We start from the raw sequence: 12,695 nt of genomic DNA, 5'->3' as shown, positions 1-12,695 counted from the left end.
ATGTTTGCCGCAGCCCGCTGAGCAAGCGAAGCCACGGGTTTGCGGTCGTTCGCTGCGCGCCGGGGCTGCTTTATTGCACACGTCGCAACACCCCGTGCGCTTGCTTACACCGCATGGCGCGATGCCGACGCGCCTATAGGCATGCGCCTACACAACGCACCCCGCGCCGCTTCGAACATGGATTCACACACGGCATCAATGCCATCTCATCTCGTTTGCTGATGGAGTCGTGTGCTGCTTTTGAACATTCATCCACGTCCAAGGAGCCAAGCCATGCAAAACCAGAACCCCCAGAACCAGCAGAACCAGAACAACCCCCAGAACGCGCAACAAAACCAGCAGAACCCTCAGCAAGGCCAACAGGGTCAGCAAGGTCAGCAGGGCCAGCAAAATCAGCAGCAGGACCAGCAGAACCAGCGCCAAAGCCAGCAGAACCAGCAGCAGGACAACCAACGCCAACAGGGCCAGCAGAACGCTGAGCGTGACCAGGGCAACCCAGGCCAGGGCCAGCAGCGCCAAGCCGAGCAAAGCATCGGCACGGGCCAGGGCCCGCAGCAGGGCGGCTCGCAAGGCGGCAACAACCCTGGCAATGCCGACATTGGCCAGAACGGTCAGGGCCAGCGCGGGCAGCAGCAGCCCGGCGGCCGGTCTTCCAACGACCAGCAGATCTGACAGCCCCACGGAGCGAGGCCGTTGTGCGCATCTGCCGCACACGGCTTTTCCCTTTTGTGTTGAAAGACCAGGAGGACCCTTCATGGGCTACCGAGACAGTGACCAGACCAGCGGGGGCGTAAGCCACAGCATGGGCCGGGATGCAGGCGACCTGCGCCATGACCAGCGCGGTCATTCTGTGGGCGATGCGTACCAGGACCACGGACATGGCGGCGCCTATGGCTTCTTGCGCAACAGCCCCGGCGGGCGACTCCCGGGCAGTGCGAGTGGACCCCACGACGAGGACCGCCAGTGGCGGGACGAAGCGTTGCGCCTGCTGGACGAGGACTACGACGCATGGCGCCAGGAGCGCTACCAGAGCTACCAGAAGTCTGCCCAAGGCTTTGCAGGTGCCCCGGCCAACCCCTACGCTGGACCTCCCTCGCGCAGCGTGCGGACCGGCAACAGCGGCAGCACCAGCAGCAAGGGCAAGGGGCCGCTGCGCTGATCTTTCTTTCCGTGCGCGCGGGCGTTGGTGCCACGGTGCCTGGCCCGCCCGATGCCGCGACGGGGCGGTAGCGCACAAGAACCACCCCCATCACACCAAGGAGCATTCCCATGGCCCGATGCGAAACCTGCGGCAACGACTACGACCGGACTTTTGAGGTCCACATGGAAGGCAAGACCCACACCTTCGACAGCTTCGAATGCGCGATCTATGAACTGGCGCCCCGCTGCGCACACTGCAGCGTACCCATCGTGGGCCACGGTGTGCAAAAGGACGACGTGCTCTTTTGCTGCAACCACTGCGCCACCGCAGTGGGCGTGCACGAGCTACGCGATCGCGCCTGACTTTGGCTTTTTGCGGGCCGCCAAACCTGCCGCATAAGCTCAGGCGGCATGCGACCCACCCACCACCATCCCAAGGAGTAACCCATGCAAACCGTATCTGAAGTCATGACCCGCGGCGTACGCACCATGGCCCCTACCGACTCCGTGACGGTAGCCGCGCAGGCCATGCGCGAACTCGATGTGGGCTCGCTGCCCGTGTGCGACGGCGTGCGCCTGGTCGGCATGGTGACCGACCGCGACATCGTCGTGCGCGGTGTGGCCGAAGAGCGCGCCAACGCCCCGCTGCGCGAGGTCATGTCCGAAGGCCTGCTGTACTGCCGCGAGGATGACCCGGTGGATTCGGCCCTGGAATCCATGCGCAGCCAGCAGGTGCGCCGCCTGCCGGTGGTGGACAAGGACAAGCGCCTGGTAGGCATCTTGTCGCTGGGCGACGTAGCCACCAAGGCCGAGGGCAGCGACACCGAGGAAGCCATCCGCGGTATCTCCGAACCGTCGGAGCCTGATCGCAGCCACCAGTCAGCCGCCAGCGGCGCGGCCGGTGGCGGGCAGACGCGCTGAGCGCGTGGCCTGCCATTGTTTCTTTCTCTTCTCTCCCTCTTCGCTTTGTTCCAGGACCCTCGCCATGACACCGCCTACCACCGTTGATGACACCATCACCACCGATTCGCCCACTGCCAAGAACACTGCAGAGCGCCAGCGCAAGATCCAGGCCGAGCAGGACCAGCGCGACGCGCAGCAGAAGCAGAAGAAAAAGGAGCAGCCCACCGGCCAGGGCAAGGAACAGGAGTCCAAGGCCGCCCCCGGCCCAGGCCGCGAGGAGCCCGCGCCGCCCCTGCCCCGCCAGCACCTGACCAAGCCCGGCCGCGAAAGCGAGATGGAGCTGCAGCCCCGCTCCGACGCGCCGCACTATCGTGGCAGCGGCAAGCTGCAGGGCAAGGCCGTGCTGGTCACGGGGGGCGATTCGGGCATCGGCCGCGCGGTGGCCGTGCTGTGCGCGCGCGAGGGCGCCGACGTGGCCATCGCCTACCTGGATTCGCACGACGATGCGCGCAAGACCTGTGCGCTGATCGAGGCCGAGGGCACACGCAGCCTCGCCGTGGCAGGCGACGTGAAGGACGCGGAGTTCTGCCAAGGCGCGGTCCAGAAGGTGGTGTCCAGCTTTGGCAAGCTCAACGTGCTGGTGAACAACGCGGCCTTCCAGGAGCATGCGGCGTCGCTCGAAGAGCTGAGCGAGGAGCGCTTTGACGAAACCTTCCGCATCAACATCTACGGCTACTTCCACATGGCCAAGGCCGCGCTGCCGCACCTGCAGCGCGGGGATTCCATCATCAACACGGGGTCGGTCACGGGGCTCAAGGGCAGCAAGGAGCTGCTGGACTATTCGGCCACCAAAGGCGCGATCCACGCCTTCACCAAGGCGCTTGCCCACAACCTGGTGGAGCGCGGCATCCGCGTGAACGCGGTGGCGCCAGGGCCGGTGTGGACCCCGCTCAACCCGGCGGACAAGAACGCGGACGACATCGAAAAGTTTGGCGCCAGCACCGAACTGGGTCGCCCGGCGCAGCCTGAGGAGATTGCGCCTGCCTACGTGTTTCTGGCTGCGCCGTGCTGCTCCAGCTACATCACGGGCATCGTGTTGCCCATTACTGGTAACGCGGGTGACGGGGCGTAGGCCTTGATTTGTCGGGGCTTGCTAGCCTACAGCCGCTCTTTGGCGTACGAGCCCCGGTCCATGTCCACGATCTCCACGCTGAGTTGGACCATTACGCCTTGCGGGCGGGGCGTGCGCTCGCGCAGCACGGCGGCGATGAGATCGGAAAGTTCCTTTTTGGCCTCCGCTGTGCGGCCCGCCAGCAGGCGCAGCTGCGCATGGACGAAGGCGCGGTTGGCGGGGGCAATGCCGATTTCGAAACTGTCGGCCACGATGAAACGCGTCTTGAGGTCGGCCTCATCCTGTACCTGGGGGTGCGCGCACAGGGCACCGTTCAGGGCGGTCAGCGTGTCGGCCTCAGGGTAGTGGGGCAGGTTGGCGGAGTATTCGATGGTGAGGTGGGGCATGGGGTAGGGTTCGGTTCGGTCGATGGGATTCGACGCAGTTCTAAAGCGATGGTGCTGGAGCGCCGATGGCGCCGGCCAACAACCCTGGGGCCATCAGTGGCACCAGCCAGTTTAAGCTGCCGTTAAGAATGGCTCACAACGATCACATTGCTGCTTGCAGTGCAGCAATTTATTCATTCGTTGTATTTTCAAAGCCATGACCACCTTCCACCTGATTCAGAAATCCACCTTGCTTGCCCTTGCGCTGGCGGCCGCCACCTGGGCCCACGCGGAGGGGGGGCATGCCCACTGGGAATACACAGGCAAACACGGCGCTGCCCATTGGGGCGAGCTTGAGCCTGGCTTCGAGGCGTGTGCGCGGGGCGTGGCGCAAAGCCCCATCGACATTCGCAACAGCGTGAAAGAGGCGCTGCCCGTGCTGGACTTCCAGTACACCGCAGGCGCGCCCACGCTGGTCAACAACGGCCACACCGTGCAGGTGAACGTGCCCGCCGGCAGCAAGCTGGTGGTGGATGGCAAGGCGATGGAGTTGTTGCAGTTCCACTTCCACACCCCTAGCGAAGAGGCCATTGGCGGCAAGCACGCCGCCATGGTGGCTCACTTCGTGCACAAGGCCGAGGACGGCACCCTGGGCGTGGTGGCCGTGCTGATCCAGCCGGGCAAGACCAACGCCGCCTGGGCACCCATCTTTGCGCATCTGCCGCGCGTGGGCGAGCAGGTGACGGTGGACGGACTCACGCTGGACGTGAGCACCCTGTTGCCATCCAGGAGGGGCTACTACAGCTTTGCCGGCTCGCTGACCACACCGCCCTGCTCGGAGGGCGTGCAGTGGATGGTGCTGAAGGAGCCGGTGAAGCTCGGCGCGCAGCAGATCAAGCCCTTCCGCCAGCGCTACAGCGCCAATGCCCGCCCGCTGCAGCCCCTGCACGGCCGGGTGGTCAAAGAGAGCACCTGAGGCATCGCAAGACTCCTTGCGGCTGCGGCGCTGCAGGTTGCGCCTAAAGGGCAGCGGCGCAGTGCCGCAGCGCCGCGATCAGTGTGGCCACGTCGGCCTCAGTGTGCGCGGCCGACAGCGCAATGCGCAGGCGTGCTGTGCCCGCGGGCACCGTCGGCGGGCGGATGGCTGGCACCCACAGGCCCTGCGCGCGCAGCCCCTGCATCAGCGCCAGAGCGGCCTCGTTGCTGCCCACCACCAGCGCCTGTACCGGCGTGTGCGACGGCAGCAGGTGCCAGCCCAGGTGCGCGGGCAGGCTGGCCAGCCCGTTGCGCAGCTGTGCAATGCGGTCGGCCAGGTGGGTGCGGCGGTCGTCGGCCGCCTCCATCACGCGCAGGCTGGCCAGCAGGGCGCTGGCCAACAGCGGTGGCGCGGCGGTGGCAAAGATGTAGGTGCGTGTTTTTTGCAGCAGCCATTCGATGAGGGCTACATCACCCGCCACAAACGCACCGGCCACCCCGGCGGCCTTGCCCAGCGTGGCCATGTAGAGCACGCGGCGCGAGGCGTTTGCGCCCGTCAGCCCCGCCTGCGCCAAGCTGCCGCGCCCTTGCGGCCCCAGCACGCCGAAGCCGTGGGCATCGTCCAGCAGCAGAAGTGCGTCGTAGCGCTCGCACAAGGCGAGCAGGGCGGGGATGTCGATGAGGTCGCCGTCCATGCTGAACACCGCATCGCTGATGACCAGCTTGCGCCGCGCGGGACTGGCGGCAAGTTGTGCCTCCAGCGCGGCCAGGTCCGCATGCGGATAGCGGTGGATGGTGGCGCGCGACAGGCGGGCGCCGTCGATCAGGCAGGCGTGGTTGAGTGCATCGGAAAACAGCGCATCGCCGTCGCCCACCAGCGCCGGGATGATGCCGGTGTTGGTGGCATAGCCCGCATAGAAGTACAGCGCGCGGGGCAGCTGCGCGTAGGCGGCCAGTTCGTGTTCCAGCGCATCGTTGGCCGTGCTGTGGCCGCTGACCAGGGGCGATCCGCCGGAGCCCACGCCAAAGCGTTGCGTGGCATCGCACGCGGCCTGGGCCAGCGCGGGGTGGCTGGCCAGGCCCAGGTAGTCGTTGCTGCAAAAGGCCAGCAGCGGCTCGCCGTCCACCAGCAAGCGGGCGCCGCCAGCGGGCGCCACCACGCGGCGGCGGCGCAGCAGGTGGGCGGTCTCCAAGTCGGCCAGGCATGCGGGAATGTCGTCAAGCCACGAGGTCGCGGTCGAGGACATGGCAGCGATGGGCGCGGCGGTGGGCGAATGCATCACAGCCATGCAGGAGGCAGTTCCAGCACCAGGCTGCGCGGGTCGGGCAGGTCCTGGTAGGGCACCTCGGCCAACAGCGGAGCGCCCAGGCGCGCGCGCAGGTAGGCGATGTTGTCGCCCGCGGCTTCCATGCCGGGGTCCATGCGGTTGGCCACCCAGCCCGCCAGCGTGAGGCCGCGCGCGCGGATGGCCTCGGCCGTGAGCAGGGCGTGGTTCAGGCAGCCCAGGCGCAGGCCCACCACCAGCACCATCGGCAGGCCCAGAGCCACGGCCAGGTCGGCGCCGGTGAGCGTCTCGGTCAATGGCACGTGGAAGCCGCCCGCGCCCTCCACCACCACGGCATCGGCCTGAGCGGCCAGCGAGTGGTAGCTGCGCACGATGGCCTCCAGGTCAATTTCCACCCCGGCGCGCGCCGCTGCAATGTGGGGCGACAGCGGGTCGGGCAGCAGCACGGGGTTATCCAGCTCGGACGGCACGGCCAGGGTGGATGCCGCGCGCAGGGCAATAGCGTCTTCGCTGGCCCAGTCCTCGCCCCAGGGCACCAAGCCGGCGGCCACGGGCTTCATGCCCACCACCCGGCGGTGGTGGGGTGCCAGCGCGTGCAGCAGCCCGGCGGACACCAGCGTCTTGCCTACGCCCGTATCAGTGCCGGTTACAAAACATCCAATCATCAACTAACTCTACTCTTGCAGGGTGGCGTTCAGCGCATCGAGCGCGCCGCTGGCCAGGCATTGCACGGCCTCGTCGTCGAGCACATAGGGCGGCATGGCATACAGCGTTTTCCCGATCGGCCGCAGCACCAGCCCCCGCGCCATGGCGTGCTGGTGGTAGCGGCGGGAAAAGTCGGGCAGCGTGGTGTCCACATCCCAGGCCCAGATCATTCCGAGGCGGCGCGCATGGCGCACACGTGGATGCTGTGCCAAGGGTGCGCACGCCGCATCGATGCGTTGCGCCAGTGCCTTGTTGGCATTCAGCGCATCCAGCTGTTCAAACAGCTCCAGCGTGGCCAGCGCTGCGCGGCAGGCCAGGGGGTTGCCGGTGTACGAGTGTGAATGCAGAAAGCCGCGCGCCACATCGTCGTCGTAGAACGCGGCGTATACCACATCCGTGGTCAGCACGGCCGAGAGCGGCAGCGTGCCGCCAGTCAGTCCCTTGGACAGGCATATGAAATCCGGTCGGATGCCCGCCTGTTGGTGCGCGAACATCGTGCCCGTGCGGCCAAAGCCCACGGCGATCTCGTCCACCACCAAGTGCACTTCGTAGCGGTCGCACAGCGTGCGTGCCAGGCGCAGGTATTCGGGGTCGTGCATGGCCATGCCTGCGGCGCATTGCACCAGGGGCTCGACGATGAAGGCGGCGGTGGTGCTGTGGTGCTCCTGCAGCCATGCCTCCAGCGCCGCAGCAGCGCGCCGGGCTACATCCTGGGTGGTCTCGCCCGGGGCTGCACCGCGTGCATCGGGGCTGGGAACGGTGTCGGCCAGGCGCACCAGCGGGGCATAGGCCTCGCGGAAGATGGCAATGTCGGTCACCGCCAGCGCGCCCACGGTTTCGCCGTGGTAGCCACCGGCCAGGCCTACAAAGCGGCTTTTGGCGGGGCGGCCTGTGTTGCGCCAGTAGTGCGCGCTCATCTTGAGCGCGATCTCGGTGGCGGCTGCGCCGTCGCTGCCATAGAACGCATGGCCCAAGCCCGTGAGTGCGGCCAGGCGCTCGGACAGCTCCACCACAGGCGCATGGGTGAAGCCCGCCAGCATCACATGGTCCAGCTGGCCCAGCTGGTCCACCAGCGCGGCCTGGATGTGTGGGTGACTGTGGCCGAACAGGTTGACCCACCAGGAGCTGATGCCGTCCAGATAACGCCGGCCGTCGGTGCCATGGAGCCACGGGCCCTGGGCACGCGCTATGGCCACGGGCGGCTGCTCCTCGTGGCGCTTCATCTGCGTGCAGGGGTGCCAGACGCTGGCCAGGCTGCGGGCCACCAGAGCGTCGTGTGTCGGCTGTTGCATGTTTAGACGGCCTGCGTGGGAACGGCGTGGCGCAGCCCGGTCTGGCGGTTGTGCTCGTCCACAAACACCAGCTGCGGCCGGTGCGTGCCGACCTGGTCTTCATGCGCCTGCGCAAAGGCCGCAATGATGATGAGGTCGCCTGCGGAAGCGCGGCGTGCGGCCGAGCCATTCACCGAGATCATGCCGCTGCCGCGCTGGCCCTTGATGGCGTAGGTGACAAAACGCTCGCCGTTGTTGATGTTCCAGATGTGAATCTGCTCGTTCTCTGCGATGTTGGCCGCGTCGAGCAGGTCTTCGTCGATGGCGCAGGAGCCTTCGTAGTGCAGCTCGCACTGGGTCACGGCCACGCGGTGGATCTTGGATTTGAGCAGGGTGCGGAACATCGGGCTTCCTTCAATGAAGTCTGTGAATGGGGGGCCTGCCGGCGGCAGGGCCGTGATCGATCAGGGCTGCGGAAAGTCCAGCACGCAACTGTCGCCCAGCGCTTCGCGCCACACGCGCACGCGGCTCACGCTGGGGCGCAGGTCGGCGGGCAGGGCCTGGGCGATGAAAACGCACAGGTTCTCCAGCGTGGGGGTGCCCAGGCCGGGCACGTCGTCCAGCATGTGGTGGTCCAGCTGCTCGCGCACCACGTCCAGGCCCCGGCGCAGCAGGCCCAGGTCCAGCACCATGCCGGTGGCCGGATCGCGCGGGCCGCTCAGAAAGACTTCGGCGTGGTAGGTGTGGCCGTGCACGCGGCGGCTGCCTTCGGCCTCGATTTCGCGGCGCAGGGTGTGGGCGGCGTCGAAGAAGAAGCGCTGGGAGATGGTGAACAACATACGGGAACCAAAAAAAGAAAGCCGCTTACCGGATGCCGGTGAGCTTGTGGGTTTGCAGGCTCAGGCGCCATGCGGGGTGGGCCAGGCAGGCATCAATGCAGGCGGCAGTGTTCTGGCGCTGCAGCAGGCCGTCCATGGGCTGCAGGAATCGGTGGGTGAACTGCGTGTCCTGCTCCAGCGCCAACAGGTCAAAACCGGGCTGGGGCCAGACGAGTTTCAGCTCTTGCCCGCTGCGCTGCACCCAGGGCGCGCCCGCCTTGGGGCTGATGCACAGCCAGTCGATGCCTTCGGGCGCGGCCACGGTGCCGTTGCTTTCGACCGCGATGCGGAATTGCTGCGCGTGCAGGGCGTCGATGAGTTCACGGTCCACCTGCAGCAGAGGCTCGCCACCGGTCAGCACCACCAGCCGGTGGCCCGCGCCCGCAGGCCATTGGGCGGCGATCAATTCCGCCAGTGCCGTGGCCGTCTCGAACTTGCCGCCCAGCGTGCCGTCCGTGCCCACAAAGTCGGTGTCGCAGAACTGGCAGATGGCCTGCGCGCGGTCCTGCTCGCGGCCAGTCCAGAGGTTGCAGCCCGCAAAGCGACAGAACACCGCGGGTGTGCCCGCCTGGCCGCCTTCGCCTTGCAGGGTGTAGAAAATTTCTTTGACGCTGTAGGTCATCGGGGCACCGGCGGAACAAGGATGGTGGGGGCGGCAGGCGCTGCCACCTCGGGGTAGTCGCGGCTGAAATGCAGGCCTCGGCTTTCGCGGCGCAGCTGGGCGCTTTTCACGATGAGGTCGGCCACCTGCACCAGGTTGCGCAGTTCCAGCAGGTCGCGCGTGACGTGGAAGTGGGCGTAGAACTCCTGGATCTCGCCCTGCAGCATCGCAATGCGGTGCGCGGCGCGCTCCAGGCGCTTGTTGGTGCGCACGATGCCCACGTAGTCCCACATGAAGCGGCGCAGCTCGTCCCAGTTGTGCGAGATGACGACGGACTCATCGGCATCGGTCACTCGGCTGTCGTCCCACGCGGGCACGGTGGGCAGTTCTGTGGTCGGGGCTGCAGCGATGGCCTGCGCAGCGGCGCGGGCGAACACCATGCATTCGAGCAGCGAGTTGCTGGCCAGCCGGTTGGCGCCGTGCAGGCCGGTGCAGGCCACCTCGCCCACGGCGTACAGGCCGGGCAGGTCGGTGCGGCCGGCCAGGTCGGTCAGCACGCCGCCGCAGGTGAAGTGGGCGGTGGGCACCACGGGGATGGGTTCCTTGGTGATGTCGATGCCCAGCGATGCGCAGTGCGCCAGGATGTTGGGGAAGTGCTCTTGCAAAAACGCGGGGCTCTGGTGCGAGATGTCGAGGTGCACGCAATCGAGGCCGTGTTTTTTCATCTCGAAGTCGATGGCGCGGGCCACCACGTCGCGCGGGGCCAGCTCGGCGCGCGGGTCGTGGTCCAGCATGAAGCGCGCGCCGCCGGCAGAGGGGGGCAGCTTGAGTTGCCCACCCTCGCCGCGCACGGCTTCGCTGATGAGGAAGGACTTTTCGTGCGGGTGGTACAGCCCCGTGGGGTGGAACTGGATGAACTCCATGTTCGCCACGCGGCAGCCCGCGCGCCAAGCGGCGGCAATGCCGTCGCCGGTGGCGGTGTCGGGGTTGGTGGTGTACAGGTACACCTTGCCCGCGCCGCCCGTGGCCAGGATGGTTTGTGGCGCGCGGAATGTCACCACCTCGTCGGTGTCGCTGTCCAGCGCGTACAGACCCAGGCAGCGCTGGCCGGGCAGGCCCAGCTTGCGCGTGGTGATCAGGTCCACCAGCGTGTGCTGCTCGAACAGCGTGATGCCGGGGGTGCTGCGCACCACGTCGATCAGCGTGCGCTGCACGGCTGCGCCGGTGGCATCGGTCACATGGGCGATGCGGCGCGCGCTGTGACCGCCTTCGCGCGTCAGGTGCAGCTGGTCGCCTTCGAGTGTGAAGGGCACACCCAGCTCGCGCAGCCAGGCAATCGATGCGGGCGCGTTCTCCACCACAAAGCGGGTGGTGGCCAGGTCGCACAGGCCCGCACCGGCCACCAGCGTGTCTTCGATGTGTGCGGCAAAGCTGTCGTCGTCGGCCAGCACGGCGGCAATGCCGCCCTGGGCCCAGCCGCTGGAGCCATCCTGCAGCGCGCGCTTGGTGATGACGGCCACGCGGTGCGTGGGCGCCAGGTGCAGCGCGGCCGAGAGGCCGGCGAGGCCGCTGCCTACGATGAGAACGTCGAAGTCGTGGGATGCCATGGCTTGCGGGTATGGGGTAACGCCAGGGCCACCGGCCAGGGCGGTGAAAAGTAGAAGGCGGCCCTAGGCGGGCGTGTACGCCAGGCGCACGTAGATGGGCGCAAACGCCTCGGCCTGTGTGATCTCGATCAGCGTCTCTTTGGCCAGCTCCAGCAGGGCGATGAAGGTCACCACCAGCACGGTGCTGCCTTTTTCGGGCTCGAAGAGTTCTTCAAACTCCACAAAGCGGCGGCCCTGCAGCGTCTTGAGCACCATGCTCATGTATTCGCGCACGCTCAGCTCTTCGCGTGTGATCTTGTGGTGCTGCACGAGCTTGGCGCGCTTCAGAATGTCGCGCCATGCCTCCTGCAGCTCCACCACATGCACGTCGGGGAAGCGCGGCTGCAGGCTTTGTTCGATGTAGACCTGGGCCTTCAGAAAGTCGCGGCCGTACTGGGGCAGGTTGGACAGGCGCATGGCGGCCATCTTCATCTGCTCGTACTCCAGCAGCCGGCGCACCAGGGCGGCGCGCGGGTCTTCAGGCTCCTCGCCGCCCTCCTGCTTTTTGGGCGGCAGCAGCATGCGCGACTTGATCTCGATGAGCATCGCTGCCATCAGCAGGTACTCGGCCGCCAGCTCCAGGTTGCGGCTGCGGATCTCGTCCACATACGCCAGGTACTGGCGCGTGACGCTCACCATCGGGATGTCAAGGATGTTGAAGTTCTGCTTGCGGATCAGGTACAGCAGCAGATCCAGCGGGCCTTCAAAGGCTTCAAGGAACACCTCCAGCGCGTCCGGCGGGATGTACAGGTCGGTGGGCATGGCAAACAGCGGCTCGCCATACAACCGCGCCAGCGCCACCTGGTCCACCACGTCGGGCATGCCCTCCGCACCCAGCGCAGGCGTGCCGGGGGCGTCTTGGGCCTCGGCGTCGCGGGGGGAGGTCATGGATAACTATGGTTTTTATAGCTGCCAGCGCTTGCTGAATAAGCGCTGGAGGCCATTTTGATGCGTATTTTTCTCGATCAGTCCGCGTTGGTCTGGTAGACGTAGGGCTTCTGGGGCACCTGGGCGTCGCGGTACTCCACCCAGATCTTGCGGTCCACCTGTTTGTCCCACAGCAGCGCGCGGCCGGCCTGCTGCTGCTGGTCCAACTCAGGGCGGGCGGCCTTGAGCTGGTTGATGAACTGGGTGGCGTCGGACTGGTAGTCGGGGCGGCGGAAAATGGACATGACTGTTAACCTTGGTTGAGAGCGTGGAGGCGGCCAGCCGCTGCCACGCGGCCAAGATTTTACCGGGAGCCCCCATGTCCTTGATATATCGCGCAGCCACCCTGGCGGCTGCCGCCTTCTGCCTGCTGGCCGCCACCGGCTGCGACCCCCAGCGCATCAGCGAGCTGCAGCCCGGCGTCTCCACCGAGGCCGATGTGCGCGACCGCTTTGGCACACCCGAAAACGTGTGGGACGAGCCCGGCGGCGCCCGAACCTTCGAATACAACCGCCAGCCCGCGGGCCAGGTCAACTACATGATCACCATCGGCGCGGACGGCCGCATGACCGCGCTGCAACAGGTGCTCACGCCCGAGAATTTTGCGCGCGTGGTGCCCGGCACGGGCATGGACGCCGTGCGCCGCATGCTGGGCAAGCCCGCCAAGGTCACGCCGTACGAACTGAAGAACGAGACCCACGCCGACTGGCGCTACCTGCAGCCACCCAACCAGGCGCAGGTGTTCACCGTGGTGTACGGTCCCGACCAGCGCGTGCTGCGCACACAGACAGGGCCCGACCTCGACGCGCCCGAGTACAAGGGCGGCAAGTAACCGAACGATCGGCAGGTGACGGCCTGCCAGGCCG

At 67.0% G+C, this 12,695-nt stretch carries 17 protein-coding genes; 7 read left to right on the top strand and 10 right to left on the bottom strand.

Annotation, left to right across the window (positions count from 1 at the left end; all coding sequences use genetic code 11):
* The first annotated feature begins 273 nt into the window (after positions 1-273).
* The 5 genes from ACK4HJ_RS00690 to ACK4HJ_RS00670 all read left to right on the top strand — a co-directional run bounded on the left by ACK4HJ_RS00690 (position 274) and on the right by ACK4HJ_RS00670 (position 3,175).
* Positions 274-672, top strand: coding sequence for a hypothetical protein (locus ACK4HJ_RS00690; RefSeq protein ID WP_409826769.1), 399 nt, complete (start codon positions 274-276; stop codon positions 670-672).
* Between the two features lie 82 nt (positions 673-754).
* On the top strand, positions 755-1,159 hold the full coding sequence (locus ACK4HJ_RS00685; RefSeq protein ID WP_409826767.1) for a hypothetical protein: 405 nt from the start codon (positions 755-757) through the stop codon (positions 1,157-1,159).
* 110 nt (positions 1,160-1,269) lie between these two features.
* Positions 1,270-1,503 carry a hypothetical protein gene (locus ACK4HJ_RS00680; protein ID WP_409826765.1) on the top strand — a complete coding sequence of 78 codons (234 nt, stop codon included), beginning with the start codon at positions 1,270-1,272 and terminating at the stop codon, positions 1,501-1,503.
* An 84-nt stretch (positions 1,504-1,587) separates the two neighbouring features.
* Entirely contained in the window at positions 1,588-2,061 is a 474-nt protein-coding gene (locus ACK4HJ_RS00675) for a CBS domain-containing protein (protein ID WP_409826763.1), read from the top strand.
* A 64-nt stretch (positions 2,062-2,125) separates the two neighbouring features.
* Positions 2,126-3,175: an SDR family oxidoreductase gene (locus tag ACK4HJ_RS00670; protein ID WP_409826761.1), complete on the top strand. Its 1,050-nt coding sequence runs from the start codon at positions 2,126-2,128 to the stop codon at positions 3,173-3,175.
* A gap of 26 nt (positions 3,176-3,201) precedes the next feature.
* Here ACK4HJ_RS00670 and ACK4HJ_RS00665 read toward each other — a convergent pair whose 3' ends face one another.
* Complete coding sequence (locus ACK4HJ_RS00665) at positions 3,202-3,561, bottom strand: 5-carboxymethyl-2-hydroxymuconate Delta-isomerase (protein ID WP_409826759.1); 360 nt, start codon at positions 3,559-3,561, stop codon at positions 3,202-3,204.
* Between the two features lie 196 nt (positions 3,562-3,757).
* On the opposite strand from ACK4HJ_RS00665, the gene ACK4HJ_RS00660 reads away from it, so the two are divergent.
* The gene (locus ACK4HJ_RS00660; protein WP_409826757.1) at positions 3,758-4,516 is read left to right on the top strand and encodes a carbonic anhydrase; all 759 of its coding nucleotides are present in this window, start codon (positions 3,758-3,760) and stop codon (positions 4,514-4,516) included.
* Positions 4,517-4,559: 43 nt separating this feature from the next.
* Here the strand turns inward: ACK4HJ_RS00660 and bioF are convergent, their stop codons facing one another.
* From bioF to ACK4HJ_RS00615, 9 genes are all read right to left on the bottom strand, one after another.
* Positions 4,560-5,762 (bottom strand): 8-amino-7-oxononanoate synthase, encoded by a 1,203-nt coding sequence (bioF, locus tag ACK4HJ_RS00655; RefSeq protein WP_409826755.1) that lies wholly within the window; start codon positions 5,760-5,762, stop codon positions 4,560-4,562.
* A gap of 32 nt (positions 5,763-5,794) precedes the next feature.
* On the bottom strand, positions 5,795-6,466 hold the full coding sequence (bioD, locus tag ACK4HJ_RS00650; protein WP_409826753.1) for a dethiobiotin synthase: 672 nt from the start codon (positions 6,464-6,466) through the stop codon (positions 5,795-5,797).
* Positions 6,467-6,475: 9 nt separating this feature from the next.
* Complete coding sequence (gene bioA, locus ACK4HJ_RS00645) at positions 6,476-7,798, bottom strand: adenosylmethionine--8-amino-7-oxononanoate transaminase (protein WP_409826752.1); 1,323 nt, start codon at positions 7,796-7,798, stop codon at positions 6,476-6,478.
* A 2-nt stretch (positions 7,799-7,800) separates the two neighbouring features.
* Positions 7,801-8,181: an aspartate 1-decarboxylase gene (panD, locus tag ACK4HJ_RS00640; RefSeq protein WP_409826750.1), complete on the bottom strand. Its 381-nt coding sequence runs from the start codon at positions 8,179-8,181 to the stop codon at positions 7,801-7,803.
* A 60-nt stretch (positions 8,182-8,241) separates the two neighbouring features.
* Positions 8,242-8,616 carry a 6-carboxytetrahydropterin synthase gene (locus ACK4HJ_RS00635; RefSeq protein ID WP_409826748.1) on the bottom strand — a complete coding sequence of 125 codons (375 nt, stop codon included), beginning with the start codon at positions 8,614-8,616 and terminating at the stop codon, positions 8,242-8,244.
* A 25-nt stretch (positions 8,617-8,641) separates the two neighbouring features.
* Positions 8,642-9,277 carry a 7-carboxy-7-deazaguanine synthase gene (queE, locus tag ACK4HJ_RS00630; protein ID WP_094291292.1) on the bottom strand — a complete coding sequence of 212 codons (636 nt, stop codon included), beginning with the start codon at positions 9,275-9,277 and terminating at the stop codon, positions 8,642-8,644.
* A complete protein-coding gene (gene nadB / locus ACK4HJ_RS00625; protein ID WP_409826747.1) occupies positions 9,274-10,863 on the bottom strand; it encodes an L-aspartate oxidase in 1,590 nt (529 codons plus the stop codon). The genes queE and nadB overlap by 4 nt, the downstream gene beginning before the upstream one ends.
* 63 nt (positions 10,864-10,926) lie before the next feature.
* Entirely contained in the window at positions 10,927-11,790 is an 864-nt protein-coding gene (locus ACK4HJ_RS00620) for a segregation and condensation protein A (RefSeq protein WP_409826745.1), read from the bottom strand.
* Positions 11,791-11,867: 77 nt separating this feature from the next.
* Complete coding sequence (locus tag ACK4HJ_RS00615; RefSeq protein ID WP_409826743.1) at positions 11,868-12,074, bottom strand: DUF3460 family protein; 207 nt, start codon at positions 12,072-12,074, stop codon at positions 11,868-11,870.
* Positions 12,075-12,148: 74 nt separating this feature from the next.
* Here ACK4HJ_RS00615 and ACK4HJ_RS00610 point away from each other — a divergent pair, with 74 nt between their 5' ends.
* Entirely contained in the window at positions 12,149-12,661 is a 513-nt protein-coding gene (locus tag ACK4HJ_RS00610; protein WP_409826741.1) for an outer membrane protein assembly factor BamE, read from the top strand.
* The last annotated feature ends 34 nt before the right edge of the window (positions 12,662-12,695 follow it).

The organism is Acidovorax sp. (assembly GCF_046294525.1).
In the GTDB taxonomy this organism is placed as follows: Bacteria; Pseudomonadota; Gammaproteobacteria; order Burkholderiales; family Burkholderiaceae_C; genus Acidovorax.
The sequence above is the reverse complement of the archived record's forward strand: the minus strand, read 5'-3'. Positions and strand labels throughout refer to the sequence as shown.

Coding starts and splice junctions, on each gene's coding strand:
- ACK4HJ_RS00690 (WP_409826769.1), top strand. CDS start 274: ATGCAAAACCAGAACCCCCAGAACCAGCAGAACCAGAACAACCCCCAG.
- ACK4HJ_RS00685 (WP_409826767.1), top strand. CDS start 755: ATGGGCTACCGAGACAGTGACCAGACCAGCGGGGGCGTAAGCCACAGC.
- ACK4HJ_RS00680 (WP_409826765.1), top strand. CDS start 1,270: ATGGCCCGATGCGAAACCTGCGGCAACGACTACGACCGGACTTTTGAG.
- ACK4HJ_RS00675 (WP_409826763.1), top strand. CDS start 1,588: ATGCAAACCGTATCTGAAGTCATGACCCGCGGCGTACGCACCATGGCC.
- ACK4HJ_RS00670 (WP_409826761.1), top strand. CDS start 2,126: ATGACACCGCCTACCACCGTTGATGACACCATCACCACCGATTCGCCC.
- ACK4HJ_RS00665 (WP_409826759.1), bottom strand. CDS start 3,561: ATGCCCCACCTCACCATCGAATACTCCGCCAACCTGCCCCACTACCCT.
- ACK4HJ_RS00660 (WP_409826757.1), top strand. CDS start 3,758: ATGACCACCTTCCACCTGATTCAGAAATCCACCTTGCTTGCCCTTGCG.
- bioF (WP_409826755.1), bottom strand. CDS start 5,762: ATGTCCTCGACCGCGACCTCGTGGCTTGACGACATTCCCGCATGCCTG.
- bioD (WP_409826753.1), bottom strand. CDS start 6,466: ATGATTGGATGTTTTGTAACCGGCACTGATACGGGCGTAGGCAAGACG.
- bioA (WP_409826752.1), bottom strand. CDS start 7,798: ATGCAACAGCCGACACACGACGCTCTGGTGGCCCGCAGCCTGGCCAGC.
- panD (WP_409826750.1), bottom strand. CDS start 8,181: ATGTTCCGCACCCTGCTCAAATCCAAGATCCACCGCGTGGCCGTGACC.
- ACK4HJ_RS00635 (WP_409826748.1), bottom strand. CDS start 8,616: ATGTTGTTCACCATCTCCCAGCGCTTCTTCTTCGACGCCGCCCACACC.
- queE (WP_094291292.1), bottom strand. CDS start 9,277: ATGACCTACAGCGTCAAAGAAATTTTCTACACCCTGCAAGGCGAAGGC.
- nadB (WP_409826747.1), bottom strand. CDS start 10,863: ATGGCATCCCACGACTTCGACGTTCTCATCGTAGGCAGCGGCCTCGCC.
- ACK4HJ_RS00620 (WP_409826745.1), bottom strand. CDS start 11,790: ATGACCTCCCCCCGCGACGCCGAGGCCCAAGACGCCCCCGGCACGCCT.
- ACK4HJ_RS00615 (WP_409826743.1), bottom strand. CDS start 12,074: ATGTCCATTTTCCGCCGCCCCGACTACCAGTCCGACGCCACCCAGTTC.
- ACK4HJ_RS00610 (WP_409826741.1), top strand. CDS start 12,149: ATGTCCTTGATATATCGCGCAGCCACCCTGGCGGCTGCCGCCTTCTGC.